General features: G+C 61.3%; 30 protein-coding genes. 14 read left to right on the top strand and 16 right to left on the bottom strand.

Translation table 11 applies throughout. The annotated features are described in order from the left end of the window. Window positions 1-106: 106 nt before the first annotated feature. The 4 genes from J7E24_RS15910 to J7E24_RS15925 are packed head-to-tail and all read left to right on the top strand — an operon-like array spanning window position 107 to window position 1,621. Entirely contained in the window at window positions 107-481 is a 375-nt protein-coding gene (locus tag J7E24_RS15910; RefSeq protein ID WP_215139111.1) for an ArsR/SmtB family transcription factor, read from the top strand. Beyond that, a complete protein-coding gene (merTP, locus tag J7E24_RS15915; RefSeq protein ID WP_215139112.1) occupies window positions 481-1,110 on the top strand; it encodes a mercuric transport protein MerTP in 630 nt (209 codons plus the stop codon). The genes J7E24_RS15910 and merTP overlap by 1 nt, the downstream gene beginning before the upstream one ends. 10 nt (window positions 1,111-1,120) lie before the next feature. After that, complete coding sequence (locus J7E24_RS15920; RefSeq protein WP_111480572.1) at window positions 1,121-1,369, top strand: GDCCVxC domain-containing (seleno)protein; 249 nt, start codon at window positions 1,121-1,123, stop codon at window positions 1,367-1,369. 39 nt (window positions 1,370-1,408) lie between these two features. Continuing rightward, the gene (locus tag J7E24_RS15925; protein ID WP_215139113.1) at window positions 1,409-1,621 is read left to right on the top strand and encodes a hypothetical protein; all 213 of its coding nucleotides are present in this window, start codon (window positions 1,409-1,411) and stop codon (window positions 1,619-1,621) included. 81 nt (window positions 1,622-1,702) lie between these two features. Here the strand turns inward: J7E24_RS15925 and J7E24_RS15930 are convergent, their stop codons facing one another. The 8 genes from J7E24_RS15930 to J7E24_RS15965 form a co-directional block, all read right to left on the bottom strand. Further along, complete coding sequence (locus J7E24_RS15930) at window positions 1,703-2,185, bottom strand: DUF5990 family protein (RefSeq protein ID WP_215139114.1); 483 nt, start codon at window positions 2,183-2,185, stop codon at window positions 1,703-1,705. 60 nt (window positions 2,186-2,245) lie between these two features. Further along, window positions 2,246-2,620 (bottom strand): DUF3703 domain-containing protein, encoded by a 375-nt coding sequence (locus tag J7E24_RS15935; protein ID WP_215139115.1) that lies wholly within the window; start codon window positions 2,618-2,620, stop codon window positions 2,246-2,248. A 3-nt stretch (window positions 2,621-2,623) separates the two neighbouring features. Then, window positions 2,624-4,726 (bottom strand): heavy metal translocating P-type ATPase, encoded by a 2,103-nt coding sequence (locus J7E24_RS15940; RefSeq protein WP_215139116.1) that lies wholly within the window; start codon window positions 4,724-4,726, stop codon window positions 2,624-2,626. A gap of 93 nt (window positions 4,727-4,819) precedes the next feature. Beyond that, entirely contained in the window at window positions 4,820-5,242 is a 423-nt protein-coding gene (locus tag J7E24_RS15945) for a Fur family transcriptional regulator (protein WP_215139117.1), read from the bottom strand. A gap of 58 nt (window positions 5,243-5,300) precedes the next feature. Further along, window positions 5,301-7,493, bottom strand: a complete 2,193-nt coding sequence (locus J7E24_RS15950; protein ID WP_215139118.1) for a TonB-dependent receptor — start codon at window positions 7,491-7,493, stop codon at window positions 5,301-5,303. 72 nt (window positions 7,494-7,565) lie between these two features. Next, window positions 7,566-7,883 (bottom strand): hypothetical protein, encoded by a 318-nt coding sequence (locus J7E24_RS15955; RefSeq protein ID WP_215139119.1) that lies wholly within the window; start codon window positions 7,881-7,883, stop codon window positions 7,566-7,568. Between the two features lie 145 nt (window positions 7,884-8,028). Next, entirely contained in the window at window positions 8,029-8,301 is a 273-nt protein-coding gene (locus tag J7E24_RS15960; RefSeq protein WP_215139120.1) for a hypothetical protein, read from the bottom strand. A 128-nt stretch (window positions 8,302-8,429) separates the two neighbouring features. Then, window positions 8,430-9,359 carry a replication initiation protein gene (locus J7E24_RS15965; protein ID WP_215139121.1) on the bottom strand — a complete coding sequence of 310 codons (930 nt, stop codon included), beginning with the start codon at window positions 9,357-9,359 and terminating at the stop codon, window positions 8,430-8,432. Between the two features lie 1,160 nt (window positions 9,360-10,519). Here J7E24_RS15965 and J7E24_RS15970 point away from each other — a divergent pair. Beyond that, window positions 10,520-10,972, top strand: coding sequence for a hypothetical protein (locus J7E24_RS15970; protein WP_215139122.1), 453 nt, complete (start codon window positions 10,520-10,522; stop codon window positions 10,970-10,972). Window positions 10,973-11,096: 124 nt separating this feature from the next. Further along, entirely contained in the window at window positions 11,097-11,471 is a 375-nt protein-coding gene (locus tag J7E24_RS15975) for a hypothetical protein (RefSeq protein ID WP_215139123.1), read from the top strand. 77 nt (window positions 11,472-11,548) lie between these two features. Here J7E24_RS15975 and J7E24_RS15980 read toward each other — a convergent pair whose 3' ends face one another. The 8 genes from J7E24_RS15980 to J7E24_RS16015 form a co-directional block, all read right to left on the bottom strand. Beyond that, entirely contained in the window at window positions 11,549-12,127 is a 579-nt protein-coding gene (locus J7E24_RS15980) for a hypothetical protein (protein WP_215139124.1), read from the bottom strand. A 9-nt stretch (window positions 12,128-12,136) separates the two neighbouring features. Beyond that, on the bottom strand, window positions 12,137-13,051 hold the full coding sequence (locus J7E24_RS15985; protein WP_215139125.1) for an exonuclease domain-containing protein: 915 nt from the start codon (window positions 13,049-13,051) through the stop codon (window positions 12,137-12,139). Window positions 13,052-13,168: 117 nt separating this feature from the next. Further along, window positions 13,169-13,912, bottom strand: a complete 744-nt coding sequence (locus J7E24_RS15990; protein WP_215139126.1) for a hypothetical protein — start codon at window positions 13,910-13,912, stop codon at window positions 13,169-13,171. Window positions 13,913-14,613: 701 nt separating this feature from the next. Beyond that, a complete protein-coding gene (locus J7E24_RS15995) occupies window positions 14,614-15,057 on the bottom strand; it encodes a DUF6122 family protein (protein ID WP_251047235.1) in 444 nt (147 codons plus the stop codon). Between the two features lie 478 nt (window positions 15,058-15,535). Continuing rightward, on the bottom strand, window positions 15,536-16,111 hold the full coding sequence (locus tag J7E24_RS16000) for a DUF305 domain-containing protein (RefSeq protein ID WP_215139127.1): 576 nt from the start codon (window positions 16,109-16,111) through the stop codon (window positions 15,536-15,538). 138 nt (window positions 16,112-16,249) lie between these two features. After that, window positions 16,250-16,873 carry a helix-turn-helix domain-containing protein gene (locus tag J7E24_RS16005; RefSeq protein WP_215139128.1) on the bottom strand — a complete coding sequence of 208 codons (624 nt, stop codon included), beginning with the start codon at window positions 16,871-16,873 and terminating at the stop codon, window positions 16,250-16,252. A 9-nt stretch (window positions 16,874-16,882) separates the two neighbouring features. Further along, window positions 16,883-17,260, bottom strand: a complete 378-nt coding sequence (locus J7E24_RS16010; RefSeq protein WP_215139129.1) for a cupredoxin domain-containing protein — start codon at window positions 17,258-17,260, stop codon at window positions 16,883-16,885. A gap of 3 nt (window positions 17,261-17,263) precedes the next feature. Beyond that, window positions 17,264-19,537, bottom strand: coding sequence for a heavy metal translocating P-type ATPase (locus J7E24_RS16015; RefSeq protein ID WP_215139130.1), 2,274 nt, complete (start codon window positions 19,535-19,537; stop codon window positions 17,264-17,266). Window positions 19,538-19,916: 379 nt separating this feature from the next. Between J7E24_RS16015 and J7E24_RS16020 the strand changes: the two genes are divergently transcribed. The 8 genes from J7E24_RS16020 to J7E24_RS16050 all read left to right on the top strand — a co-directional run bounded on the left by J7E24_RS16020 (window position 19,917) and on the right by J7E24_RS16050 (window position 26,160). After that, entirely contained in the window at window positions 19,917-20,399 is a 483-nt protein-coding gene (locus J7E24_RS16020; protein WP_215139131.1) for a hypothetical protein, read from the top strand. A gap of 134 nt (window positions 20,400-20,533) precedes the next feature. After that, the gene (locus J7E24_RS17810) at window positions 20,534-20,665 is read left to right on the top strand and encodes a hypothetical protein (protein WP_262898883.1); all 132 of its coding nucleotides are present in this window, start codon (window positions 20,534-20,536) and stop codon (window positions 20,663-20,665) included. Window positions 20,666-20,733: 68 nt separating this feature from the next. Beyond that, complete coding sequence (locus J7E24_RS16025) at window positions 20,734-21,681, top strand: heavy metal-binding domain-containing protein (RefSeq protein WP_215139132.1); 948 nt, start codon at window positions 20,734-20,736, stop codon at window positions 21,679-21,681. A gap of 62 nt (window positions 21,682-21,743) precedes the next feature. Further along, window positions 21,744-22,466, top strand: a complete 723-nt coding sequence (locus tag J7E24_RS16030; protein ID WP_215139133.1) for a DUF305 domain-containing protein — start codon at window positions 21,744-21,746, stop codon at window positions 22,464-22,466. Window positions 22,467-22,508: 42 nt separating this feature from the next. Further along, window positions 22,509-23,060, top strand: a complete 552-nt coding sequence (locus J7E24_RS16035) for a heavy metal-binding domain-containing protein (RefSeq protein ID WP_215139160.1) — start codon at window positions 22,509-22,511, stop codon at window positions 23,058-23,060. 102 nt (window positions 23,061-23,162) lie between these two features. Beyond that, entirely contained in the window at window positions 23,163-24,407 is a 1,245-nt protein-coding gene (locus J7E24_RS16040; protein WP_215139134.1) for a TolC family protein, read from the top strand. A 12-nt stretch (window positions 24,408-24,419) separates the two neighbouring features. Further along, the gene (locus tag J7E24_RS16045) at window positions 24,420-25,031 is read left to right on the top strand and encodes a hypothetical protein (protein ID WP_215139135.1); all 612 of its coding nucleotides are present in this window, start codon (window positions 24,420-24,422) and stop codon (window positions 25,029-25,031) included. After that, on the top strand, window positions 25,015-26,160 hold the full coding sequence (locus J7E24_RS16050; RefSeq protein ID WP_215139136.1) for an efflux RND transporter periplasmic adaptor subunit: 1,146 nt from the start codon (window positions 25,015-25,017) through the stop codon (window positions 26,158-26,160). The genes J7E24_RS16045 and J7E24_RS16050 overlap by 17 nt, the downstream gene beginning before the upstream one ends. Window positions 26,161-26,217: the final 57 nt, after the last annotated feature.

Below are 26,217 nucleotides of genomic sequence, written 5' to 3' on the forward strand. Positions count from 1 at the left end.
GCCGGTCAATACAGGACAGGCATGTACTCATTGAGGGCCTGCTGGGGCTAGTGTATTTTAGCGTTTGCTTAAATAAGAAAACATTACCTTTGGGAAAATTTAAGATATGTCCTCTTCCTCTTGCATCCGGGTTTTCGCTGACACGGCCCACATTGAACAGAGCAAGCACCGCTTGGCCGCTGCCGAGCCGGAGCTGCAGTCACTGGCGGCCGTGTTGGCACTGGCCGGCAACGAGGTACGCCTGAAAATGCTGTTTCTGCTGCTGGACAAGCAGCAGTTATGCGTGTGCGACCTGGCCGACGTGCTGCAGATGAACGTGTCGGCCATCTCCCAGCACCTGCGCAAGCTCAAGGACGGCGGGTTGATACAGGCCCGCAAAGTCGGGCAAACGGTATTTTACTCGCTATCGTCGGCGCATTTGTCTGTGCTGCAGCCGCTGCTGACTCCGGCATCCACCTCTGCTTCCCTCACACTCGCCTAATGAATTCCACGCCCGCTACCCCCACCAAGTCCCTGGCCGGCACGGGCCTGCTGGCCGCCCTCGCCGCTTCGCTGTGCTGCATTACGCCTTTGCTGGCCATTGTCGGCGGGCTGGGGGGCGTGGCCAGCACGTTTGCCTGGCTGGAGCCGCTGCGTCCCTATCTGATAGCCTTGACCGTGGGCGTTCTGGGGTTTGCCTGGTACCAGCACCTGCGACCCGCGCCCGCGGCAGCCGATGACTGCGGCTGCCCCGTGCCATCCAAGCCGTCGCTGATGCAGTCGCGGGGCTTTCTGGCCACGGTCACCGTGCTGGCCGTGCTGCTGCTGGCCTTTCCCTACTACGGAGCGCGGTTCTACCCGGCAGCAGCTCCCAAGCCCGTGGTGGCCACCAGCACGGCCCCGGTGCTGCAAACCAGCTCCTACCGCATCGGCGGCATGACCTGCGAGGCCTGTGCCCGTCACGTCGAGCACGACGTGCAGCAGCTGCCGGGCGTGCAAAGCGTACAGGTGTCCTATGAAAAGGGCACGGCCCAGGTCCGCTTCAATGCCGCCATCACGCCCGTGGCCCAGGTAGAAGCCGCCATCAACGGCACCGGCTACTCGGTGCTGAACCCTTCCGCTACCCGTTAATTTCTCAGTTATGATTTCCCTCACGCCAGCTACCCCCACGCCGCCAGTAACGCTGACCTCGGTCCTTACCTGCCCGGTCTGCCAGCACGCGCAGGCCGAGCAGATGCCGACCGATGCCTGCCAGTGGTTTTACGAGTGCACCAGCTGCCACACCGTGCTCAAGCCCCTGGCCGGCGACTGCTGCGTGTACTGCTCGTACGGCACCGTGCCCTGCCCGCCCATCCAGGAGCAGGGTAAAGGTGCCTGTGGCTGCTGCTAGTTATTCTCTTGTTGCTTTTCACTTTTTGCTCCCCACCTCATGAAAAACCTCCTGCTTGCCCTGACCCTGCTGGCCACCATCGGCAGTGCTACCGCCAACGACGACAAACCCGGCAAAAAGAACAAAAAGGCGACCAAGGAAGCCGCCATGCAATGCTCCAAGGAAGAGAAGCCCGGCGCCAGCTGCTGCGCCAAGAAGCCAGCCACGGCTGCTGCGGTAACGCCGGCTACAACGGAGGCTGTCAAGAAATAAGCACTTTACCAAGTAACTAGCCAGCTGCTCGTCATGTTAAAAAGCGCCGGACTCTCGTAGTCCGGCGCTTTTTTCGTTGTATCAGGTTGCCACCAAGTCGGGATTGGTCTGGGCTGTGGGTACCGGCCAGGCCGGCGCCAGCGTCCACCCCGTATCCAGCAGCTTCACGCTGGCGCACGCTGGCCCGCCATCCCCAGCCCGGCCCAGGATGCGCGCCTGCAGCGTCAAGTCCGGCCGGGCCAGGGCCTGTTCTACCAGTTCCCGGGTCAGCGCCGGCAGGGGCACCTTGGCCCGGCGGGCCCAGCCGGAATCAGCTTGACCGGCATACGTGCCGGCGTTCACGTAGAGAAAGCGCCCCTGCACCGGGCCGTGGACGGCGGGCCCACCTAAGCGGGGCGCCGCTTCATCTTTGGGAAAGGCTACCGTTGCCTGAAGCTCAAAAAGCAACAGGCCCACGGAAGCAGCGACCGGTGGAACCAGCTCATGGGTGCCGCGTTGCAGCCTCAGCGCAACACCGGTCGGGGCATCGAGGACCTGCAGTTGCAGGCGCAGCAGCTGTTTCATAACGGAAAAATACGGGTCTGGCGCAACATCCACCGCCAGCCAGCGGTGCGCATTCAGTGGTTAGCCACCCTTGGCATCTGCCTCGGCAAGCAAGGCTTGCAGGTCCGCTGGAATGGGCATCGCCTGCTCAGGGGAGACGTTGGCCCCGCCAGTGTTGCCGGTGGGCACGCGGCCGAATAAGGACATGAAAAACCCAAACACGATGCGCGGCATCTGCCCCAGCACCTCGCGACCGTTTTGCATGCGCCAGCCGTGGCGCAGCATGAGCACGTGGGTGTGGGTATGGGGCAGGGCCCAGCGCTGGCCCAGGATGTGGGCCCGCTCCAAATGATGAAACGCACCGGCCTCATCCTGCCGGGCATAGGCCGCCCGGGCGGCGCCTAGCTCCTGGTAATAGTGGGACTGCAGGAAAGACGGAAGAAAGAGGGTCTTCATAGCTTAAAATTTCATGCGTTGGATGCGCACGGCGTTGAGAATGGCCAGCAAGGCCACACCCACGTCGGCAAACACGGCCTCCCACATGGTGGCCACGCCGCCCGCCCCCAGGGCCAGCACCACTGCTTTCACCCCGAAGGCCAGCCAGATGTTCTGCCACACCACCGAATGGGTGGCACGGGCAATGCGTCGCGCCGTGGCAATCTTGCTGGGGTGGTCGGTTTGAATCACCACGTCGGCCGTTTCAATTGTCGCGTCCGAGCCCAGCCCGCCCATGGCAATGCCCACGTCGGCCAGCGCTACCACGGGGGCGTCGTTCACCCCATCGCCCACGAAGGCCAGCTTGTGCCCCGCGTCCAGGTACTGCTGTACGTAGCGGGCCTTGTCCTCCGGCAGCAGCCCGCCGTGCGCTTCATCAATGCCCAACTCCTTCGCCACGCGCTGGGTGATGCTGTCCTTGTCGCCGGAGAGCATTACAATCTTGGTGATGCCATCGGCCCGCAGTTCGCGCACGGTCTGCTTGGCGTCGGCCTTGGGCGCGTCGGCTACGGTCAGGTAGCCGGCGTAATTCCCGTCCACGGCCGCTACCACGATGCTGTCCACCACCTGGTCCACCTCGGCCGGATAAGCCACCCCGTACTTGACGAGCAGCTTGGTGTTGCCGGCGAGTACCTCGCGGCCCTCGACCCGGCCCCGCAGGCCGTGTCCGGCAATTTCTTCCACGCTGTCCACCGCTACGCCGGCGCTGGCCGCGCCCGCGTGCTGCACTACGGCCTTGGCAATGGGGTGCGTGGACTTGGTTTCCAAGGCACCCAAGAGGCGCAGTAGGGCCGCCGGCTCGGTGCCGGGCACCACCACGACCTGCTGCACCGCAAACACGCCCTGGGTGAGCGTGCCGGTCTTGTCCATGACCACCGTGTCGATTTCGCGCAGCACGTCCAGGAAGTTGGAGCCCTTGAGCAGGATGCCTGCCCGGGAAGCCGCCCCGATGCCGCCGAAGTAACCCAGCGGAATGCTCACCACCAGCGCGCAGGGGCAGGAAATGACCAGGAACACCAGCGCCCGGTACAGCCAGGTGCGAAACACGTAGTCGTCGACCACGAAGTAGGGCACTACGATGAGCAGGGTGGCCAGCAGCACCACGATGGGCGTGTAGGTCTTGGCAAACTTGGTGATGAACAGCTGCGTTTTGGCCTTGCGGCCCACCGCGTCCTGCACCATGGCCAGGATTTTGGCCAGCTTGGTATCCTGGTAGGTGGCCGTGACCAGTACCCGCACCAGTGACTCCTGATTTATCATGCCGGCCAGTACCACCTCGCCGGTCTGTTTGGTTTGCGGGGCCGACTCGCCCGTGAGCGCGGCCGTGTTGAAAGAGGCCGGGCCTTGGGTCAAGGTGCCGTCCAGGGCCACTTTCTCGCCCGGCTTTACCTCAATCGTGTCACCGAGCTGCACCTGCTTGGGGTCAAGTACCATGGATTGCCCGGCGCGCACCACCGTGACTTCGGTGGCTTGAATCTCCAGCAAGGCCCGAATGCTGCGCTTGGCCCGGTTCACGGCCGCGTCTTGAAACAGCTCGCCCACGGTGTAAAACAGCATCACGGCCACGCCCTCCGGGTACTCGCCGATGGCAAACGCCCCGAGGGTGGCCAGGCTCATGAGCAGAAACTCATTAAACACGTTGCCCGAGGGGATGCTTTGCACCGCCGAACGAATGACTTTCCAGCCCACGAGCAGAAAGGCCACGCCGTACCAGGCCAGGCGCACGGGACCGGTGAAGAAGGCGACGCGGTAGTAATCAAGCGCCAGGCCGGCCAGCAGCAGGACCAAACTCACGACGGGCCAGCGATAGGGGCTCGACCCGGCCGATTCGTCGCCGTGGGTGTGGTCGGCAGTCGCGATGACGGGCTGGCCCACCAGGTTCACGACCGATTTGCCGGCCGGCCGGTGGGGCGCTCCGTGGTCGTGGCCGGGCACGTCGTGGCCCTCGGGCTCGGCAGCGGCTTCGGGCGTAAGTTGCTCGCGGGTCAGGGCGCCCACGTTTTCGAGCTTCACCTGCTTGGCGGTGTTGAGCTCTTCGTCGGTATTGGGGGAAGTTGGGTCGGGCATGGGAAGTAAAACAGGAGGGGAGGCCGACAGGCGGCGCTACCGATTGGGAGAGCAAACCACGGGTCTGCGGCAATGCAATGCTATTGCATTGTTTTAGGCCGCCCCGGCGCACCGTGGGCACAGGCCCTTCATCACCAGGCTGGTTTCCTGCACCTGATACGCGCCGGGCAAGGGAATGACGGGCACGGGCACTGCAGGCAAGCAACTGGTTTCACGACACTGCGTGCAGAAAAAGTGCACGTGCAGGTCGTGGTGCTGCGTGGGGGTGCAGGTCGGCTCGCACAAGGCGTACTTCACCGCGCCGCTGCCGTCCTCCACGCGGTGCACCAGGCCTTTATCGGTAAATGTTTTCAGGGTGCGGTGCACGGTGATGCGGTCGGCGTGCTTGAGCAGCGCTTCCACATCGGCCAGGCTCAGCGCCGCCGGGTGTTTAATGAGCACGTCGAGCACCAGCAGGCGCATGGCCGTGGGGGCAATTTGCTTGGCAATGAGCGTGTCTTCGAGGGGATGGGCCATGGTCGTAAGGAGCTGAATGGGTTGCGGCTACGCAGTAACTAGGACTTCAGCACCCGGCCTACAGGAACAATTTGATGCCGCCGTTGACCACCGCGCCCTCCAGCGGGGCCCACACCTCGCGGAACGACGGGCGCTCTGTCGGGGGCAGTACCACCGCCTGGTACCGGTCCTGCCGGATGTTGAGCAGGTTTTCAAAATTGACAAACAGGCTGAAGTGCTTCCAGCGCCGCTCGCCCATCAGACCCATGAGCCAGTAGGAGCGCGACTGCTCCCCAGTCGAGAGCGGCTTGCGCCCGATGTAGTAGGCCTCCACGCCCACCCGGCACTTGCCTTCCTGCTCGTACACGCCCACCAGGTTCACCCGGTGCTTGGCCGTGAGCGGGATTGGGCTGTTGAACGTCTCGCCCGTGTAACGGCGGCGCGTGTCCACTAAGCTGTAGCCAGCGTAGAGCTTGAAATCCTCGTAGCCCACCCGCACGTTGGTTTCCAGGCCCCGGCTGGCAATCGGCCCGTCGGCGTTGGCAAACCGGTACACGGCACCGAACGGGCCGGGCGTGATGATGGCCGGAATGTCCAGCACCAGCGCGTGCCGGAGCTGCGTGTAGAAAAACAGTTGGTTCACCGACACGTCCAGCACGTCAAACAGGGTCGTGCGGTAGTTCACGTCGAAGTTGGCGCCCACCGAGGTTTCGGCCCGGGCGTTGTCCTGGTCGATGGCCAGCACGTTGCGGAAGCCCAGGCTCTCGGCTTCCTCAGTGAAAATGGTCGGGGCCTTGTAGCCCAGGCCGCCGCTCAGCCGGGAGGTCAGTTTTTCCGACAAGCGCAGCAACGCCGACACCCGGGGCAGCACAAAGAGCCCGTAGCGGTTGTGGTAGTCCGTTCGCAGCCCAGTTTCCACCGTCAGCCAGTCAGCGGCCTTGTAGTTGTTCTGCAAAAAGGCCCCGGCGGTGACGTGCTCGTAGTTGCGGCCCAGCGCCGCGCCGTTTTCCGTGAACCGCTCCGTCCAGAGGTTGCCGCCGGCTATCCATTCGGCTCGCTCGCTGGTGTGGGTGTAGCTAACCTCGGTGAAGCTGGCCAGCTGCCGCCCGGCAAAGCGGTAGTCAGGCTGCGTGAGCACGCGGTTGAAGGTGCTGACGCTGTTTTTAAGGGTCAGTATCGAGCGGGCAAAGCGTTTATCGAACTGCAGCTGCGAGGCCAGCCGGTCCGAGCGGTTGCGCTCGAAGTAGCGGTGGTTATCGTCAGCCTTGCCGTCGAGCACCCGCATGTCGCCGCCAATGCGGGTTTCCCAGTTGCCCATGCCGCCCACCGAGAGCGTGGCCGTGGGCGTGAGGTAGAAGTAAAGCTTGGGGTTGACAGTGTACCGCTCATAGCGGGGCAGGGCCGAAAAGCGGGTGTCGCCGGGGTCGTATTCCTGCTGCGTGTTGCGGGCGGCAAACAGGGTGACGCCTACTTTCTCACTTTTCTGCCCCCAAAACCCGCTCAAATCCAGGCCCCGCGCCGAGGTGCCGTTGGCCATAAAGCTCAGCTCCGGCTCTTCGCCGGGCCGCTTGGTGATGAGGTTGACCAGACCCGCGATGGCCCCACCGCCGTAGAGCGTGGAGGCCGAGCCCTTGATGACTTCCACCTGCCGCAGGTTCAGCGGCGGAATCTGCAGGATGCTCAGGCCAGCCGCGAAGCCCGAGTACAGCGGAAAGCCGTCCTGCAGCAGTTGGGTGTAGCGCCCGTCCAGCCCCTGAATGCGAATGTTGGCGTTGGCCGACACCGGCGAGGTCTGCTGCACCTGGATGCCGGTGCTCTCATTGAGCTGCATCCGAATGTCGCCTGGCCGCATGTTGGCCTTCTCCTCCAGCTCCTCGCCGGTAATGGCTTCAATGCGGGTCGGAATGTCGTCGATGCTGCGGTTGCTGCGGGTCGAGGACACGACCACTTCTTCCAGCAATTCCCCCTCGACCGCGGCCAAGCGAATGGTGAGCGTGTCGCCCGGGGCGGGCAGCGTTAGACTGTCGGTTTGGCTTTGGTAGCCGATGTACGATGACGTGAGGGCGTAGCGGCCCGGGGCGGGAACGTCCAGCACCAACCGGCCGGCCGTGTCGGCGGCCGCGCCGGTGTTGCCCGGCAGCAGCCGAACCGTGGCCCCGATGAGCGGTTTGCCCGTGGCCGCGTCGCGCACGCTGACCTGCAGGCGCTGCTGGCCCCAGGCCGTGGGCACGGCAAAAAGTGTCACTCCCAGTGACAACAATAGAAATTTCATGAAGTAGGAAAGATTGGCGTAGTCAATAGCAGCCCAGGCGCTTATAGCGGCCGGACAGCAACCAGAAAGGGACTAGGCCAACCGGGGCGGCTGCCAGATGCGCGCCGCTACTTCGAGCGTGTGCGGCGTGCGGTACTGCGGCACACCAACTGCGGTAAGGGTTGGCACTGATGGCGCAGGGCACCAAACCGGCACGGGGGCCGGCAGCGTGAAGCCCGGGCACGCCGCGCAGATGCTCAATGGCGAACAGTTTTTGCAGTCATCCTGCTCAGCCGGTGTGCCGTTGTGCTGCGCTGCAGCGGTGGCAGGTTCGTCCTGGCACAAGGCTTCGCAGGGTACCCCGGAGAGCACCAGCACATACATCGCCAATAGCAGGACCCAGAACCGCATGGGGCAAAAGTACGAACATCGCCCTTCCCGTAGGTAATTCGGAGGTGCTGTACTAGCAGGCCTTGTACCAGGACGGTGCGGGACCTTTTCCTGTGAGGTCGCCCCGCTGGGGCCTGGCACAGCTGCATAACGTCATAAGCCTGGTTTAGGTCACGGTGATGCTGGCCAGATGGCTATAGTCCCGGGCAGTACCCTCTGGGCTCTGGGTCTGCACATGTACGTAGTATTCCAGCACCGTGCCGGGGGCAAACACGTCTTCGTCCAGGAAAGGGGAGGGGGCATTCACCGCCACCCGTTGCCACGGGGCTTTTTCCCCACCGACGCGGCGAAAGATGTGGGCGCGCGCTGTGCCATGGCTGCCGAAGCTCAGGCGCCGGGCCGCACGCAGCAGGGTAAGCTCACAAGGGGCAGCAGGCATGGGCAGAAGCATTCAGCGGTGAGAACGCACGGATTCTCCAAGGGGATAGGTGAAAGCAGCCACAGGAGCAAGCAGCCCCGAGGGGCGCAAGCGAAAAGAGCCAGGACAAGGTGCCCAACGCCGGCTCGCTAGCGCAGGCCCTGCATTTTCAAAAACAGGCCGCCCGGATTCTTGGTGGCCTTGATTTTATCGGTCTTCAGCTTGTAAATGAAGGCAAACAGCGCATCCACGTGCTTGGGCGACTGGAGAATGTCCTGCACCAGCTTGGGCTCGGCAATGCCCAGCGCTTCCAGGTGCTTGCGGGCCAGCTGCACCTTGGCATCATCGGCCTCCAGCTCGAAAGGAATGGGGAGCTGCTGCGGGACCTGGGTGTTGACGTAGAACTTGATGCTCTGGTAGGAGCGGCCTTTCTTGAGCAGCTCGTACTTGATGCGCAGGTCGGTGTGCTCGTTGATTTGATTGGTGGCCACGTCGAGCACGTACTTCTGCAGGGCCGAAATCTGGGAGTACTGCTCGGGTTCCTTGCCAGCCGGGTCCTTGAGCTTGAGCATACCCTTGAACTCGTCCAGGGAGTAGGTCTTGGTTTCCCCGATGTCCTTCCACTGCGAGGCCAGCTGGTAGATGCGCTTGGCGTATTTGCTCGACAAGCTAAAGGCGGCCTGCAGGCGGTAGGAGGTGAAGTTGCTCTTCAGGTCAATCAGGAAGGGCCGCATGCGCTCAGATATCTCCAGCTCAATCGTGCCCTCGCCCTTGCGGTACAGCGCCGAGGCCAGCAAACTCACCTGCAGCAGGGTTTTGCCGTTCTCGATGTGGTAGACACGGCTGTTGAGGTTCTCGGTGGATTCGAGCAGCTGCTTGTAGTTCCAGGTGCGGCCGGTCATCTCCATCAGCTCCTGCACCCGGATTTCGTAGATGGTGCCGGCCTTGTCCTGCTTGGTAAGCTTGGAGAGCAGCGAGAAGAAGATGTCCATCTCGCAGGCGCTCATCTCGTAGCGGGCCGTCGTCAGCGCGTTGTGCTGCCGGATTTCAATCGGGACGGTGGATTCGGGCGCGGCCATACGCAGCTACTGGGGTGATACAAAGCAAACATACGGCTTAAATCGGAAACTAATAGAGCCAAATCCTGAATCTATGAGCAAGGAACAGGCGCGGGACCGAGGCGGCTTATAAAAGCTATTAGTTAGACTTATGAAACCTATTAGTTAGCGCGGCGCGAGCTTTCCGCGAGACTTATAAAAGCTATTAGTTCAGCGCCGTCAGGGTAGGGCTGCTACCGAGTCCACACCCGGAGTGACTTATAAAATCTATTAGTTGGGCCCAGGCATCGAATTAATAGCCTATGAGAGGATGTTCTATTAATCAGCTTATGAAAGCTATTAGCTGGGCTTATAAAACCTATTAGTCCGCTTATAAAACCTATTACTTGGCTTATAAAACCTATTAGCTCGCTTATAAAACCTATTACTGAAGCGGCTTAAGTTGCTGTAGTACAAAAAGTTGTGGCCCCTGCAAATACCTTAAATACTTAAAATACTCACAAGCTTGTTGAAGCTGGAGTACAAAAGCTTTTAAAGTGGTGGTTTAGGCCGATACCCGAACGAAAACAACAAAAAAGTGAGTCTAAATAAGCACAAAATGGGATTGCACTTTTTAAAGATTTTTTTACCTTTTTCTACTATTTAGAACATTCCTATTAACTCCAAAGGTACTTGAAAACTACGCTGAAAGCTCACCAAGGCCTCATTAATAGATTTTATAAGTCTCGCAGGTTTGCTTCGCCAGCATCTTCAGCGGCTGCTGCAGCAGGCCAGTAGGGAGCCCCTAACCATGAAAATGGTGCCCACAAGAACCCCAGGGCTTATAAAATCTATTTTTTAGCAGACCTACCAGCCTACAGTCGAGCTAAGCGTTTTCGTGAACTAATAGGTTTTATAAGCCGGAAAGCGAAGTAGTAGCACCTGATGGGCGGTTATTGAACGCTATGCAAGGCCTTACGGAGGAGTTAACCCGCCGGCCCTAACCATAGCAGGTGTAGTGGTAAGGGCTAAAAAAGGGCTCCTGCATACCCGAAAAGGGCATTAGGCCGTAGGTAGCATCGATTTGACCTGTTTCCTTTGCCTTAGAATTACCCTCTGTCCCCGTCCTGGCCAGTTGCTTACGCGCCTTTTACTGCGGATGCCCGGGGCCGGCTATCAAATCGAAGCTTCCTTTCTGCCGCATGCTCATCGACCTTGACGCCCTGTACACCCTGCCCGATGTCATTCATGCCCTGCCGTTTTACCTCTACGATGATGTAAAGCGCCAGCCGGCCCGCTGCGAGCTGGTGGTACACCCGGCCCACGGCTGGACCGTGGCCACGGAGCTGGAGCTGGGAGCCGTCGGCAGCCTGATGCAATGCCCGGTCACGCTCGCGGCCAAGGTGTGCCAGCAGTATGGCATTGCGCCCGGCGCGCTCTCGCTCTTTACCCGCTACGCCTATTCCTCGAATTACGAAAACGTGTACGCCGTGCGCTTTGGCCACGGCGAGCGGGACTTGTTCAACGACGTGAGCTTCCTGGCCCCGCGGCGGGACATGCTCAGCCCCGAGGACGTCGCGGCCCTGGTGCAGGCCCTGCAGCAAGGCAAGGCACCGGCCCCTAACTGGCGGGCACTGGCCACACCAGCTTCGTAGAGCAGCCCCGTATTACTCAGTAGCCTTAAAATCATCCACGCCAGACGAGGATTAACCTGGCTCAGCACCTTTACAATGGCTCCTGAACTCAGCAGGGCAGGGCCATAACCAACACCTACCACCCATGAATGAAAAAGAAGAAGTAACGAGCCTGGTCGAAGCAGCTCCGCTGCCCTTTCCGGACCTGAGTTTGACCGTTTCCTACGCCGATGCACTGCTGTATGCACAGGGCAGGCTGAAAATGCTGGGCAGCGGGGAATTGAAGCCGTTTTGTGAGACGCACCAGCTTACCTACACCAACATTGTCAACCTGAAAAACGGCAAGCTTAAGCGCGAGGAGCCCCGCCTCGTGCAGCGCGTGCTCGTTAGCCTGGGCATACCTGCGCAGCAGTTGCGCTTTCCCCTGACAAGTAAGACCACGTGGTTTGTGTTGCCGGATGCTGAGGCGCTGGCCTCCTTTCAGGCGCAGCTCCATTTTCTCACGGCATCGAAGGCTTAAGGAACCGCGGGTGGTTGGTGAGAGGAACACACTGCAACTAACACCACAGCACATGAACCACGTATTAAACCGCCGGGCTACGGCAACTCAACTGGTCCAGGTTGCCGTAACACCCATACATCGTGCGTGACAGCCACTATGGCTTCACCTCGTTGCGTCATGCCTGCCATCGCCAGTAAATAGCCGAACCGATTATGACCTTCGATTAACTGGTGAGGCACTACCAACTCTTTATCCGGTGGCAACGGGCCTATCGAGGTTACATCCAGCACTACGGGTGGGGTGCGCCATGTGCCATGTTCCTTCCAGTGGACTAGGTCCCGGTTAGTGCAGCAAAACTCCTCGAAGTCTTGGCACCGCTCTCGGGTCTGGACACAATCTCGATATTCTTCCACTACGTACAAGCTCAGCAGAGCCTGCGTCGGCCACTGCTCCAAGCTAAAGAGTAAGTGGTCGAAATCCAGCCAAGCATAGTTTCGTAGCGTAACGTATTCGCCCTGCAGCCCATGAATCCACTGCTTTAGCACCGCTCTGGGTACGTTGGGCACCAAGGGATGAACACGCTGATAGTATGCGTCAAACTCCCACATCGTCCGTTCATCCGGCAAAGCAGTCAAGCGTTTCCAGGAAGGGGAGAAATCAGCTGGTTGTTTCATCTAGGCTTTCTACAGATTACGAAGGAAGTCTACTTCAGATAGAATTTCCAACCCAGCGCCTTTCTCGATGAGCTTAACGGCTTTCTCCTGTTTGCTACTCATGCCGTCATCACCGACAATGCGGTAATCCTGCTGCCCAACCACCAGAAAGCAGGTGTCCTTAGTGACGCCGTTACTGTTAATTCCACCAATGTTGGCAATGAGCTGCTGCGCACTGGCACGCTGCATGGAAGAGAGGGTACCGGTGAATACCACACTGCGGCCGTAGAACAGGTTGTCAGGTTTATGCTTGGCTGGGTCCCCCTTAATCAGGCTCGGATCTTTAGACAGGTAAATACGCCGCGTTATGCAGGGGTTGTAGCCATCTGGACGCAGCTGACCTATGTTAGTTAGCAGCCTTTCAGCAAAGTCGTCCTGACACGTGACGCCAGCATGGGCAAAGGTTTTCAACGCCAACTGCGCGCAAGCTTGCGCATCACTAGCCGCGCGGTGGTGCTGCAGCGGGATGCCGTGAAATTTGCAGAGAGTATGCAAATCGTAGGCGGGAAGCCCAGTCCATACTTTCTTCGAGAAAATATAACTGCAGACGTACTGCAAAGAAGGGAAAGGCAACTCATACGCTTCTAACGTCCGGCGCAACACGCTGAAATCGAAGCCAGCATTGTGAGCTACTAATAACTGACCTTCCAGCAGTGGCTGCAATTCTGGCCACAGTTCGGCCCAGGTAGGCTGGTCAGCTACGTCGGAGGGATAAATGCCGTGAATGGAGATGTTAAACGGGTCGAAGTAAGGATAGGAAGGGGGCTTTACCAACCAGGATTTGGTGCCGGTAATCTGACCGTCTTCCACGAAAGCCAAGCCTATTTCGCAGGCACTGTCGCGGTCGGCCGTAGCAGTTTCAAAATCAATAGCAATAAACTTCATAAGCAGCCGAGAATAGTAAGGTTAAAGTGTGGAAGTGAAGCAAATACAAGGTAAATATGCGGGGTTAACCGTTGCTTCCACAAGCAAGATGATTGCAAATTCACCAATTCCACACGGCTAGGATGCCCTCGATGTTTTGGACAATCTAGTGAGATGCTGCTTTTCCCATACAGGCCCTATTGCTTGACTTCTTTCAAGGCCGAATAACTCAATGGCAGCCGGTTCAACTGCTGCCCATGGAAGCGACGGGTCCACAATGCCATGGCGCGCAAGCAACAGTATTTCCCCGCGATTCAGAGTCGGTACCTTCAGCAAGGGGAGCGCCGAGGCTGGTAAGCCAACCTCCAGACGAGTGGTTAACAAATTCAGAGCCTCATCTTCCAAGAGCAACATAGGGTGCAAAGCTTGGACAATGGGAACAACTGAGCGGAAATGATAGCGTGTTGCATCTGCAATACGACGCACATCCCCGTAGCTTACCGGCACGAATGAGGAATTGGTGTACGCCTGCTCCAGACTTTCCAAAGAATCGCCCTCAAGCCAAGCTTCTACCAAGAGGGCCCGTTTAGCTCGGCGTAAATAGGCTAGCTGGTCGGGAAGGGAACGTTGGTAGAGTTGCACCAGGTCGTTGCCGACTTTTTGAGCCGCGTGATATGGCCACGTCTTCTCCTTGTTGCCGTTTTTAAAGAGTGGCGTGTAGGTCTCATCCAGCTCCGGCAGCGCCTGCGTCAGAGCCATCAGCCGCTCAAGTGTAATGGTGGTTGGGTTCAACAATTTCAGAAAGTGCAGTAGGCGCAGGATAGATTCAAAAGACAGCGAAGAATTGGCGCAGGCAAACCCTATCAAGGTCAACTGGAGCATGGAGCCCTCCTGCTCGGCGATGCCAGCCCGAATCAATGATAGGGGTAGCGCAAGAGTTGGAACAGAAATTCCCGTTAAGCCCATTTGCTTACCAAAAAAAGGCTGATTTGTCTCAATAAGTCAACTATCCAAGCTGCAAGGAGCCTTTGATAGGTGAGATGACCAAAAGCTACAAGCCAGCCTAGCCGGAACGGGTTGTTCTCAAAAATAGCCTCGGTAGCGCTAAAACGCCCGTATTCTGAGACGCCCGGCCCCCGCCAAAATTCGACCAACCGGCCTTAGCGTTGTTTTCCGTTCCTACTCTAGTGCGACCCCTTAGTGTACAGCTTTTCCTCCGCTCTTTTCCCGTCACAGCATGTGGCCTGCGCTGAAACCAGCACCAATGATGAGTAGGGGCTCGGAATTGTGATGCCAGGGGCACTGGCCAGCAGTTGTACCTTGCCAGTCTATGAACTGCGAAGGCTCAACCAGCGACAAGCCCGACAACTCACCCAATGCGGCATGGCCCTGGTCAAAAAAGCGTAGCCACCACCCGGGAATGAATAATCCTTCGCCTGACAAGGCATTCTCAGGGCGCTAAGACCTGCCCTGCGCGGCGGTTGCTCTGAGGGCATCGGCCAGACAAACCACGCCTACCCCTTGCTACGAAATGGACTGCCTGCTGAAGTTCTTCTTCCAGTCAATCCGCTCTTCCGTCCTCATTACTCGACTACCTCAAGGCCCAGTAGCTTCCGCACCCCGTTGTACAAGCGACGAATACGGGAGTTCCGGTAGCACTCCTGGCAGTGGCTGAAGTTCCACAAGCAGTCCACCGTATCCGTGAACATGTGGAAAAGCAAGCCCACAGCGACAATTTGCGTTGCCGGCCACAGGAGCAGCAGCGCATACACCGGTATGATATGAAAGGAGTGCAGCGGATGGTACCCCACGCTGCAGCGCAGCGGGTCGAAGATGGGTTTGGCCAGCAGGTGGTCCAGGTCAATGGCCATGGTGGCCAACATAACCAGGTAAGCGGTCTGCCACACCAAGGGAAAAAACACCAGCGCCAACACGAGCGGAAAAACAAAGTGCAGGCCATAATGGACCAGCGTTTGGGCGCTAAAGAGCTTGGGTGAGGCATACTGGCCGGGCCCGGGTGGGGCCATCGGCCGGATGGCGCTGCTGACGGTATCTGTGGGCGTTGCTTTAGCGTGCCTGCTGCCCGGCCTGACTGCCGGTTCCTTCTTCTTAGCCACGCGGTCGCGCGTGCCGGAGGACGTAGCGCGCTCTTCCGCCTTTACCCGTCCCTGCTGGGTAATGGGCTGCTCCCGGGCAGGGGTGACTGCCGCTGTATCACCGCGCTGGGCCTGTGGCGGGTGGTGGTACCCGGGGGCGGCCGAAAACGTAGGGACGACAGCCGATGACCGGCAACCGGCTAAGACCACACCGGTTGCCAAGACTAGAATGAGGCAGAAAGCAGGTAATGCGAGCATGGGGGTTGTTAGGGCCACGTAGCGGGCGACGGTGGCCACCTCGGCCGGTAGCGGACTCAGGCCGCCGGATAGTGCTCTTGGCCGCCCACCGTACCCTAAAAGCAAAAAGGCAGCTCCGCGAGAGCTGCCTTTTTTGTGGCTAAGCCAAGACCTAGCGGTTGCGCGTGAGCCAGTTCCGCAGCGTAGCAATCTCCTGACGCTGGTCGGCAATAATTGCCTGCGCCAGCTGGCGCATCGTGGCGTTGCGGCCGTGCTGGAGCAGCGCTTCCGAGTTGTCGATAGCCGCCTGGTGGTGGTCAATCATCATCTCGGCGTAGTCCACGTCCGTGCGCATGGTCATGGTACGCGCGTCGGTGGCGGCCATCATGCGGTCCATGTTGGTTTTCTGGATTTGGTTGAACTGCGGTACCAGCGGCTGCGTGGGCTGGTGGCTGCTCAGGAACGAGTTGAACTGCGTGATTTCGGCGCGTTGCTTGGTGATGACGTCCTGGGCGATGGTTTTCATCTCCTGGTTGCTGCCCGCGCGGAGTTCTTCCTCGCTCATCTTGATGGCCGCGTCGTGGTGCAGCACCATCTGGGCGGCAAAGTCGTGGTCCGGGTCCTGGGTCTTGGCCTGCGCGTCCATCTGCGTCATCATGTCCATCATGATTTTCATCAGCGGAGTGTCGTGCTTCATGTCGTCCATGTCGTGGCCTTTTTTACAGGCCGAAAACAGGGAAACCAGCACAAGCAGAGACAAAATAGGCAAACGGAATAAGCGGTTCATGTGCACGGTCGGTGGGGTCTGGTGGTGAACAATATAAACGCCCTGGCTACCCGCCCGGTTTTTACACCGTTGGCCTTTTTGCTTGCATAATTTCCGAGGCTACAGCAGCGAGTCCAGGCTGCGCCGGGCGTGGCTGGCGGGTCCGAGCCGTTGAAATTCCGAGGGCGTCAGGCCCGTCACCTGCCCAAACTGCCGCGAGAGGTGGGCCGGGGAGCTGTAGCCCAGCTGCCCCGCCACCTGGGCAATGGTCAGCTCGCCGTAGCCGATGAGCTCCTTGGCGCGCTCCACCTTCTGGCGGATGATGAACTTCTCAATGGTCAGGCCTTCCTCGGAGGAGAACAGGTGCGACAGGTAATGGTAGTCGCGCCCCAGGTGCTGGACCAGGTAATCCGAGTAGGTAAGCAGGCGGGGGCCCGGCTCGGGATAATGAATGAGCGTCACCAGCAGGGTCTTAATTTGCTCCATCAGTTGGGCCCGCGGGTCTTCGAGCAGGGCAAAGCCCGCCGCCAGCAGGGTGTTACGCACGGGCTCCAGGTCCGGCGCCTGGCCGTCGGCGGTGGTCACGTCGGCCTCGCCCAGCACCACCCGCTGCACCTGCAAACCCAGGGCCGTCAGGTCTTCCGTCACCACCCGGATGCATTGGGGGCAGACCATGTTCTTAATCAGCAGCCGGTGGGTGCCGGGGGCAGGCAGCGTGAAGCCGGAGCGGAGTTGGGAGTTCATGAGCGGCATCTATTTTACGACCAGGCTACCGCGCAGCATGCCCATGCCGCAGGTAAACGTAAAGGTACCGGCCTGCTGGGGCAGCAGCTCCACCAGCGTCGTCTTGAAAGCCGGCAGGTCGCGGCGGATGCTGAAGTCGGGCATGAGCAGCTCCTCCGAGCAGCTGTTCTCCTCGTCCCGGTAAAAGCTCAGCTGCACGGGCTTCCCGCGCTCCACTTCAATCACGTCGGGCGAGTAGCCGCCCTTGACGGTGATGTCCACTTCCTGCACCCCGCTGGAGGTAGAAACGGCTGCAGCCGTCTGGCGGGCGGAAAAGAAGAAGTACCAAATGACAAAAGCCGATAGGGCCAGGCCCGTCAGCGTCACGATGATTTCGGCGGTATCCATGGCTTAGTTCTTAGCGGGGGAGAAGCTGCGCAGGCGCAGCGAGTTGGTGAGCACCGACACCGAGCTCAGGGCCATGGCCCCGGCCGCGAGCATGGGCGAGAGCAAAATGCCGAAGAAGGGGTAGAGTAGCCCCGCCGCCACCGGAATGCCCAGCGTGTTGTAGATGAAGGCGAAGAACAGGTTCTGCTTAATGGTGCGGATGGTTTGGCGCGAGAGCTCAGTGGCCGTGACCACGCCCTGCAAATCCGAGCGCATGAGCGTGATGCCGGCCGCCTCCATGGCCACGTCGGTGCCGCCGCCCATGGCCAAACCGATGTCGGCCTGGGCCAGGGCCGGCGCGTCGTTGATGCCGTCGCCCACCATGGCCACGATGCGGCCCTCAGCCTGCAGCTCCTTGACTTTACCGGCCTTGCCACTAGGCAGCACCTCGGCGAAATAGCGCTTGATGCCCACCTGCGCGGCTACCTGAGCCGCCGTCTGGGGGTTGTCGCCAGTCATCATCACCACCTCGATGCCCATGGCCTGCAGGCGCTTGATGGCGGCGGCCGACGTCTCGCGCACGGTGTCGGCCACCCCGATGAGGCCCACGGCCTGCTGGTTAACGGCGACATACAGTACGGTCTTGGCCTGGGCCAGCAGCTCATCGGCTTGCCGGCGCACGGCGGGCGAGAGGCTGATGCCGGCCTCGTCGAGCAGGCGGAAGTTGCCGATGAGCACGGCCTGCCCGTTGACGGACGCCTGCGCGCCTTTGCCTTCGATGGCCTGAAAACCGGTGGCCGGAATGGCCGGGGCCTGCTGGGCATCGGCGTAACGCACCACGGCTTCGGCCAGCGGGTGCTCGCTCTGCCGCTCCACGGCGGCCACTACCTGCAGCAGTTGGGCCGCGTCCTGTCCCTCGGCGGGCACAAAGTCCGTCACGGCCGGTTCGCCGCGGGTGATGGTGCCGGTCTTGTCGAGCAGCACGGTATTTACCTGGTGGGCTTTTTCCAGGGCCTCGGCGTTGCGAATCAGCACGCCGTGCTCGGCGCCCTTGCCGGTGCTGACCATGATAGCCGTGGGCGTGGCCAAACCTAAAGCACAAGGACAAGCAATGATGAGCACTGCCACAAAGTTGACCAAGGCCAGCGGCAGGCGGGCTTCCACCGGGGCCAGGTCAAACCAGAGCACAAACGTGAGAATGGCAATGACCACCACCGTGGGCACGAAAATGGCGCTGACCTTATCGGCCAGGCGCTGGATGGGGGCACGGCTGCCCTGGGCGTCCTCCACCAGCTTCACAATCTGCGAGAGCATGGTATCAGCCCCCACCTTGGTCACCCGGAAGCGGAAAGAGCCCGTCTTGTTGAGCGTGGCGCCGAATACCGGGTCCCCGGTCTTCTTTTCCACCGGCAGGCTTTCGCCCGTGAGCATGGCCTCGTCCACGGCAGAAGTACCTTCTTCAATAACGCCGTCGGTGGCCACTTTTTCGCCGGGGCGCACCACGACAAGGTCGCCCAGCTGCACCTGCTCGATGGGCACGTCCACCTCCTGGCCGTCGGGCCGCACCACTCGGGCCGTTTTGGCCTGCAAGCCCATCAGCGCCTTGATAGCGGCCGAGGTTTGCGTCTTGGCCCGCAGCTCCAGCACCTTGCCCAGCAGAATCAGGGCAATGATGGTGGCCGTCGTATCATAGTACACCTCGGGCATAAGGCCCCGGCGCATAAACCAGCCCGGCACCACGGTGGCCGCCAGGCTGTACAGAAAGGCAGCCCCGGTGCCCACGGCAATCAGCGTGTCCATGTTGGCGGCGCGGTGCTTGAAGCCGTTCCAGGCCGAGGTAAAGAATTCGCGCCCGCTGTAGAACAGCACCGGCAGGGTGAGCACCAGGAGGCCGTAGTTCAGCCAGTGCATATTCACACGGGCCATCATCGCGGGCCAGAGCATAAGCATGCTCAGGGGCATGATGAGTATGGCCAGCACCGTGGCTACCCAGAAGCGGCGCTTGAGCTTGACGTAGGCGAGGGCCTTCTGTTGGTCGATTTCCGCTTGCCGGTCGGCGGCGCTGGTGTCTGGCGCGCGCTCGGTTACGCCGTAGCCGGCCTTGACCACGGCCTCTTTTAAGGTGGCCGGGGTGGCCTGGGCGGGCAGGTATTCAATCGTCGCTTTTTCGGTAGCGAAGTTGACCATGGCCCGCTGCACCCCGGGCGTGCGGGTCAGGGACTTCTCAACGAAGGACGCGCACGAGGCGCAGGTCATGCCTTCAATGTCGAGGGTTTCGGTCTTGGTCGTTGGTTCCATAGAAATAAGCAGCCGTAGTGCTGCATTGGGCCGGGAAACCCAAGGCTCCCTAGGCTAGAAAGTACAGTACAAAGGAACGGCGCCCCCGCGGCGGGGTTAGTACGGAATCTCACCCGAAACTTGCATAATTTGCACGTTGCAGGCGGGCAAGGGATTTACATAATCCGGCCGAAGGCTTGCATAATTTTGCGCTGCTTGCCGGGGGCTTTTTTCCCTGACTGCCGCCTAAAACAGCCTGGTGGCCATTTGCGGTCCTTTTTCGCGGGTTAAGCGGCCACCCACAGGAACGGCCCGGAAACTCTTTATTTAGAAATGGGGTAGATAAGCGGTACCGCCTTTTCGTGGAGAAGTCTACTTTTGCGGTTGCTTAGCGCCTGTCATGTTCCGTAGCCTGTCCCCTTTCCGCCGTTTGCTGGCGACGAGCTTCCTGCTCGTCTTCGTCAACGTGTTCGTGGGCCAGTGCTACTGCGCCACGCTTAACCCAGTGCAAGCGGCCCCGGTGGCCAAGGTCACCCCGCCGCAGAAGCCTTCACACCCTGGCTGCCACGGTCACGACAATGCCACGGCAAAGCAGCAACCCACCAAGACCAAGCAGGACAATGCCCAGCACAACTCCAAGCCCGCGGGCAAGGATGACTGCTGCCAGGACAACTCGGCTGCTATCCTTAAGTCGCTCACCACGCCGGCTGAAAAGCAGCTGATGACGCCCGCGCCGGCTTTGCTGCCGGCCAGCAGCGACTTCTTTTTCCGGCCCGCTGCCGGGCAGTGGGACCGCACCCACTCGGTCGTTCTGGTGCTCCGCGAGCACCTGCCCCCCAAAATACCCGACATCCGCATCTTTATTCAGTCCCTGACGGTCTGATTGATTTGACGCGCCCAAGGCTCGCCCTGGCATAGCTCTGCTATGTCCGGGGCGGGCCTTTGCATTGTCGTGTCCGCCCGGCGCTTAGCTGCCCCCTCCCTCCTTCATCTTCCTGGTTTTACCCTCGCCTGACAATGAAAAGTTGTTGCGAAGAAGCCGGCGCACCCGCCCCCCAAGGCCCGGTTCGCCGCCTGCTGTCCTACCTGCTCTACGCCGCGGTAGCTGCCGGGCTGGGCTTCGTGCTCTGGCAGCAGTGGCAGGCCTAGCCGCCCTGCAGCAGCGCCCCGGACTACTGGATATAGTCTCCCCATCTGTTCAACCCCATTCCCCTTTTATGCACCGCATACCGCTTTCCCTGCTGGCCCTGGCTGGCCTGCTCACCGCCAGCAGCTGCTCGTCCGAAACCGAGTCCAGCAAAACCACCGACACCGTGACCACGCCCACCAACGGCCCGGCCGAAGGCACCGCCGAGCATGGCGGGGGCCACACCTACGCCTGCCCCATGCACCCCGAGGTGACCAGCACCAAAGAGGGCGACAAGTGCCCCAAGTGCGGCATGAACCTGGAGCACAACGACAAGGTGGCCAACGGCAAAACCTACGAAATGAAGCTGGTGCCAACGCCCACGCAGGTCACGGCCGGGCAGCCCACCACGCTGGCTTTCACGCCCGTGGAAACGGGCAAAGGCTCGGCTCCCGTGCCCCTGGATGTGGTCCATGAGAAGAAGATTCACCTCATCATCGTCAGCAAGGACCTGGGCCAGTTCTACCACGAGCACCCCGAGTACACGGCTGCCGGTGACTACAAAGTGAAGTACACCTTCCCAAAGGGCGGCGATTACGTGCTGTTTCAGGACTATACGCCCACGGGCTCGGGCCACCAGCTCGGCCGCCAGCCCCTCACGGTGAAGGGCGCGGCGTATGCGCCGGTCAAGTTCAAGAACGACGATATGCAGTGGGAGAAGGACGGCTACCAGGCCACCCTCGCCTTCGACAAAGACCTGAAAGTGGGCCAGCTGCTGGGCATGAAAATCAACATCAGCAAGGACGGCCAGCCGGTGACGGACCTCGCCAATTACCTCGGCGCGCTGGGCCACGTGGTGGTCATCAGCGAGGATACCGAACAGTACCTGCACGTGCACCCCAACGACCAGGCCGACAAGGGCCCGAACATCGGCTTCAACACCAACTTCGAAAAGCCCGGACTGTACCGCGTGTTCCTGCAGTTCAACCACGCCGGTAAGATTCACACCGGTGACTTCACCATCAACGTGAAGGCCTAGCGTGGGGGCTGGGCCCCTTCCGGCTTGCCTCTCTCTTTCTTCCACTTTCCCCAACCACACCCATGAAAAAGTCCGCTTTTTTCCTCGCAGCCCTTTGCTCGGGCTCCCTGCTGGTTGCCAGCTGCAACAGCGACAAGGCCGCCGATTCGACGGCTACTACCACCGAAACGACCACCGCCGAGGGCACCGCCTCCGGTGACATGGCCGGCATGGACCACTCCGCCGGGGCTACGGGCAGCGCCGCGGCCGGCGACTCGCCGCAGCTGGTGGCCATGAACGAGATGATGCAGAAGATGCACGCCAGCAAGCCCAAGGGCAACACCGACCACGACTTCGCCCACCACATGCTGGAGCACCACAAGGGCGCGGTTGTCATGGCTGACATTCAGCTGCGCGACGGCAAAGACGCCACCATGCGCCAGATGGCCGAGAAAATCAAAGCCGACCAGCAAAAGGAAATCGCCGAGCTGGAAGCCGCGGCCACCCGCCTCGATAACGCCCCGACCAACTACAAGCCCAACGACCCCACGGACCCCTTCACCAGCAAGATGAAGGCCTCGATGGACGCCATGATGCCGATGCCAAAAAGCGTGGCAGACCCGGACATGAACTTCAACATGCTCATGACCATGCACCACCAGAGCGCCGTGGACATGGCCAAGGCGGAGTTGGCCCACGGCAAAGACACCAAGCTCAAGCAGATGGCCCAGCAGATAATAGATGCCCAGGAGAAGGAAATAGCGGCCTTCAAGGACTGGCACAATAAGAACGCCGACAAAATGTAGCCCGAAGGCTACTCCAACCCACTTTACTCCTAACCCCCTCTCATGAAGATTTCGCAAATTCTCGCCGCCGCCCTGTTGCTCGCCGCCCCGCTCACCGTTGCCGCTCAGCACAGCCACAAGCCCGGCACCGCTGCCCACGGCCACAAAGCCGCCGGCGAAACCCACGCCCACAAATCCCCCCACGGCGGAACGGTCCGCACGGCCGGCAAGTACCACCTCGAACTGGTGCAGCAAGCCGGGGAGGTGCACGTGTACCTGCTCGACGCCAACGAGAAAACCATGCCGCTGGACCGTTCCACCGGCACGGCCATGCTGCTGAGCACGGCGGGCAAAACCACCAGCGTGAAGCTGACGCCCACCGGCGACCATTTCGTGGCCGCCGTGCCCGCCGGCACTACCCTGCGCACGGCCATCGTGAGCCTGAAAGCCAACGGCAGCTCGCTCAGCGCCCGCTTTGAAAAGCTCGACGCGGCGGCCAAAGCCAGCAAGGCCACGGCCGCCGCCTACACCTGCCCCATGAACTGCGAAGGCTCGGCCAGCGACAAGCCCGGCAGCTGCCCGAAGTGCGGCATGGCCCTGGTGAAAAAGTCATAGACGTCGCCTGCTTTTCGGACGCCGGGCGTCCGGACCCGCTTCGTCTGGGTCGTCTGCCGCTGCAACGGTAGGCGGCCCGCTGGCTCGCTCTAACCTGATTATATGAAGTATCTGAAATTGAGAAGTGGCGTGCGTTTCCTGCTGGTTCTGGCCCTTTTGCTGGGATTCAGTTTCGAAGCTGCGCGCGCCCAAACCATCATCAGCCTGGACAGCGCCGAAGCCCAGACCCTGCGCCGGCACCCCCGGCTGCGGCAGTCAGCCCAGGAGATTGAGGAGCAGCGCGCCCTCAAGCGGGGCTCGTTTGCACCCGCCAACCCGGACTTTCTGTTTTCGGCCCCCACGGGCGAGATGTGGGCCCCGGGCGTGGTGCAGACCATTGACCTGCCCAACGTGTACCGGCGGCAGCGGCAGGTAGCGCAGGCCGGCATCACGCTGGCCGAGCGCAACCGCGACGTAAGCCGGGCCGCGGTACTGCGCGACACCCGCCTGGCCTACCTGAACCTGCAGTTTGCCGAGGCCCAGGTGCGGCAGCTCACCTACCAGGACAGCCTGTTTCGGGTGTTGCGCCTGGCGACCGAGCGCCTGTTCACGGCCGGCGAAGTCACCTCGCTGCAGCGCATCAGCACCGACGCCGAAGCCCGGCAGGTAACCGTTCTCTTGCAGCAGGCTACCGCCGACCGGCAGGCGGCCCAGCGCCGCCTGAGTTTGCTGCTGGGCCGCCCCGCCGAAGCCCTGGCCACCAGCACCGACCTGAGCCGCACCGGCGCGGAGCTGGCCCAGACGGGCACGGCCCTGCTCGGCGCCCTGCCCGCCGAAGACAGCGCCGCCCTGGTGCGCAGCCCCACGCTGGCCGCCGCCACCCAGAACGTGGCCCTGAGCCAGTCGGGCATCAGCCTGGTGCGGGCCCGGCGCACGCCGGCCCTCACGGTGGGCTATCAGAATCAGGCGTTTGAGAACTCCTCTCTAAAATCACGCTTCCAGTTCGGCGTATCGGTGCCCGTCTGGTTCTGGACCTACCGCTCGCAGCTGCAGGCCGCTACGGCCCGCTCGCAGGCCGCCGGCTACCAGCTGCAGGCCCAGCGCCTGGAACTGAGCAGCCTCTACGAGCAGGCCCTGGCCGACACGCGCAAGTTTTCCACCTCTTTGGCCTACTACGAGCAAACCGGCCTGCCGCAGTCGCGGGCCATCATCAGCCAGTCGCAGCGCCTGTTCCGGGCCGGCGAAGCCAGCTACCTGCAGCTCATTCTGAGCCTGAACCAGGCCTTTGCCATTCAGAATACCTACCTGACCACCATCCGCGACTACCGCCAGGCTTTGGTCGAGCTTAACTACCTGCGGGGCGAATAACCGTCAACCATCATGAAACAACTCCTGATTTTGCTGCTGGGTTTGCTGCTGACCAGCCTGGCCTACGCCCACGGGGGCGAAGACCACGGCGAAGGGCCAAAGGCGGGCACGGCAGCGGGCGCTACCTCGTTTTCAGTTGCGGCCCTTTCGGAACAATTCGAAGTGCTGCTACGCTACGAGCCGCTGGAAGGCGGCCAGCCAGCCGACCTGCGCCTGTTCCTATCCGACTACGCCACCAACGCCCCCATCAAAGGCGCGAAGCTTACGCTGACCAACCCGGAAGATGCCACCCTGAAATGGGCAGTGACCGAGCAGGAACCGGGCATCTACCTGGTTGAGGGGCAGTTTCCAGCCAATAAGGCCTACAGCTTTGCCCTCAACGTCGTGGCCGGCGAAACGGCCGACCTGCTGCTGCTCGAAGGCATCAAGGTCGGGCAGAAGCTGCCCGTGGCCGCTGTGGCCCCCGCCGTGGCCCCATCAATTTTCTCGTCCTGGAAAAGCATGCTGGCCCTGGTCGGGGCCTTTGCGCTGGGCATCGGCCTGACGGCCCTGCTGCTGCGCCGTCGCCGCCCGGCAGCCCCCGTTTCCACTTCAACTCCCGCCATCTATGAAAACCACGCATAAATTCCTGGCCGCCACGGCCGCGGCCGGCCTGGTATTGGCCGTGCTGCTGCCCCCGCCCACTCCGGTGCTGGCCCACGGCGGCGAAGACCACGGCGGCGAAGCCAAGGCCAGTACCGGCGTGGCCCTGACCGACGAGGTGCTGCTGCCCAAGGAAAGCCAGTTCCTGTTCGAGGTGCGCACCAACCTGGCCACCTACTCCACCACATATAGCCGGGCCACGCTCTACGGCACGGTATCGGCCGCAGCGGGAGGGGAAGGGCGGGTCGTCGTCCCCCAGACCGGGCGCATCGTCAGCCTGGCCGCCCAGGTGGGAAAAGCCGTCCAGGCCGGGCAGACGCTGGCCGTCATCGAGCAAACGCTCGACGCCACCCAGCAAATCGGCCTGAGCACCGAGCGGGCCAACGCCCAGGCGGAGCTGCGGGCCGCCCAGCAGGACTACGCCCGCCTGCAAAGCATTGCCGACATCGCCGCCCGCAAGGATGTGGTGGCCGCCGAGCTGCGCCTGCGCCAGGCCCGCCAGAACGCTGGCATCTACAATGGCCAGGCCAGCCAGCGGCGCGTCACCATCACCTCGCCCGTGAGCGGCACGGTAGACGTGTTTAATCTGGCCGTGGGCCAGCAGGTCAACCAGGGCGACGAGCTGCTGCGCGTCATCAACCCCGGCAAGCTGCGCGTCGAAGCCCAGGTGTTTGCCCAGGATTTGGCCAAGGTGACGCCCGGCGCCGTGTTCCGGGTGGAAGGCTTGCAGGGACAAGCCGGCGTACCAGCGCGGCTGGTGGTGTTCAGCAACGTGGTAAATCCCGTGAACCAGGCCCGCCAGCTGGTGCTCGAACTCGACGCCCCGGAAGGCAGCGCCTACCGCGCCGGCCAGGCCGTGAACGTGCAGGTGGTGGGCCAGACCGGGGGCGGCAAGCCCCAGTTGGTGGTGCCCACCTCGGCCATCACGGATTTGAATGGCAAGCCGGTGGTCTTCGTGCACACCGAGCCCGAGCGGTTTAAGATTTGCCTCGTGCAGCCGGGGGCCGTCAACGGCCAGCAGACCGTGCTCGTGCAGGGGCAAGTCAACGAAAACGACCGGGTGGTCACGGCCGGCACCTACCAGCTCAAATCCATCTACCTCAACCAGTAGCTTTTATGAGCTATTAGCTGATAGCTGTTAGCTGTTAGCTTTTTTGAACAAGAGCTA

It is taken from the genome of Hymenobacter sp. ISL-91, from assembly GCF_018613725.1.
In the GTDB taxonomy this organism is placed as follows: Bacteria; Bacteroidota; Bacteroidia; order Cytophagales; family Hymenobacteraceae; genus Hymenobacter.

Coding starts and splice junctions, on each gene's coding strand:
- J7E24_RS16020 (WP_215139131.1), top strand. CDS start 19,917: ATGTTCCGTAGCCTGTCCCCTTTCCGCCGTTTGCTGGCGACGAGCTTC.
- J7E24_RS16010 (WP_215139129.1), bottom strand. CDS start 17,260: ATGGATACCGCCGAAATCATCGTGACGCTGACGGGCCTGGCCCTATCG.
- J7E24_RS15985 (WP_215139125.1), bottom strand. CDS start 13,051: ATGAAGTTTATTGCTATTGATTTTGAAACTGCTACGGCCGACCGCGAC.
- J7E24_RS16025 (WP_215139132.1), top strand. CDS start 20,734: ATGCACCGCATACCGCTTTCCCTGCTGGCCCTGGCTGGCCTGCTCACC.
- J7E24_RS15950 (WP_215139118.1), bottom strand. CDS start 7,493: ATGAAATTTCTATTGTTGTCACTGGGAGTGACACTTTTTGCCGTGCCC.
- J7E24_RS15995 (WP_251047235.1), bottom strand. CDS start 15,057: ATGGCCCCACCCGGGCCCGGCCAGTATGCCTCACCCAAGCTCTTTAGC.
- J7E24_RS16030 (WP_215139133.1), top strand. CDS start 21,744: ATGAAAAAGTCCGCTTTTTTCCTCGCAGCCCTTTGCTCGGGCTCCCTG.
- J7E24_RS16005 (WP_215139128.1), bottom strand. CDS start 16,873: ATGAACTCCCAACTCCGCTCCGGCTTCACGCTGCCTGCCCCCGGCACC.
- J7E24_RS16045 (WP_215139135.1), top strand. CDS start 24,420: ATGAAACAACTCCTGATTTTGCTGCTGGGTTTGCTGCTGACCAGCCTG.
- J7E24_RS16050 (WP_215139136.1), top strand. CDS start 25,015: ATGAAAACCACGCATAAATTCCTGGCCGCCACGGCCGCGGCCGGCCTG.
- J7E24_RS15920 (WP_111480572.1), top strand. CDS start 1,121: ATGATTTCCCTCACGCCAGCTACCCCCACGCCGCCAGTAACGCTGACC.
- J7E24_RS15910 (WP_215139111.1), top strand. CDS start 107: ATGTCCTCTTCCTCTTGCATCCGGGTTTTCGCTGACACGGCCCACATT.
- J7E24_RS17810 (WP_262898883.1), top strand. CDS start 20,534: ATGAAAAGTTGTTGCGAAGAAGCCGGCGCACCCGCCCCCCAAGGCCCG.
- J7E24_RS16040 (WP_215139134.1), top strand. CDS start 23,163: ATGAAGTATCTGAAATTGAGAAGTGGCGTGCGTTTCCTGCTGGTTCTG.
- J7E24_RS15925 (WP_215139113.1), top strand. CDS start 1,409: ATGAAAAACCTCCTGCTTGCCCTGACCCTGCTGGCCACCATCGGCAGT.
- J7E24_RS16015 (WP_215139130.1), bottom strand. CDS start 19,537: ATGGAACCAACGACCAAGACCGAAACCCTCGACATTGAAGGCATGACC.
- J7E24_RS15955 (WP_215139119.1), bottom strand. CDS start 7,883: ATGCGGTTCTGGGTCCTGCTATTGGCGATGTATGTGCTGGTGCTCTCC.
- J7E24_RS15990 (WP_215139126.1), bottom strand. CDS start 13,912: ATGCTCCAGTTGACCTTGATAGGGTTTGCCTGCGCCAATTCTTCGCTG.
- J7E24_RS15945 (WP_215139117.1), bottom strand. CDS start 5,242: ATGGCCCATCCCCTCGAAGACACGCTCATTGCCAAGCAAATTGCCCCC.
- J7E24_RS16035 (WP_215139160.1), top strand. CDS start 22,509: ATGAAGATTTCGCAAATTCTCGCCGCCGCCCTGTTGCTCGCCGCCCCG.
- J7E24_RS15980 (WP_215139124.1), bottom strand. CDS start 12,127: ATGAAACAACCAGCTGATTTCTCCCCTTCCTGGAAACGCTTGACTGCT.
- J7E24_RS15935 (WP_215139115.1), bottom strand. CDS start 2,620: ATGAAGACCCTCTTTCTTCCGTCTTTCCTGCAGTCCCACTATTACCAG.
- J7E24_RS15930 (WP_215139114.1), bottom strand. CDS start 2,185: ATGAAACAGCTGCTGCGCCTGCAACTGCAGGTCCTCGATGCCCCGACC.
- J7E24_RS15960 (WP_215139120.1), bottom strand. CDS start 8,301: ATGCCTGCTGCCCCTTGTGAGCTTACCCTGCTGCGTGCGGCCCGGCGC.
- J7E24_RS15965 (WP_215139121.1), bottom strand. CDS start 9,359: ATGGCCGCGCCCGAATCCACCGTCCCGATTGAAATCCGGCAGCACAAC.
- J7E24_RS15940 (WP_215139116.1), bottom strand. CDS start 4,726: ATGCCCGACCCAACTTCCCCCAATACCGACGAAGAGCTCAACACCGCC.
- merTP (WP_215139112.1), top strand. CDS start 481: ATGAATTCCACGCCCGCTACCCCCACCAAGTCCCTGGCCGGCACGGGC.
- J7E24_RS15975 (WP_215139123.1), top strand. CDS start 11,097: ATGAATGAAAAAGAAGAAGTAACGAGCCTGGTCGAAGCAGCTCCGCTG.
- J7E24_RS15970 (WP_215139122.1), top strand. CDS start 10,520: ATGCTCATCGACCTTGACGCCCTGTACACCCTGCCCGATGTCATTCAT.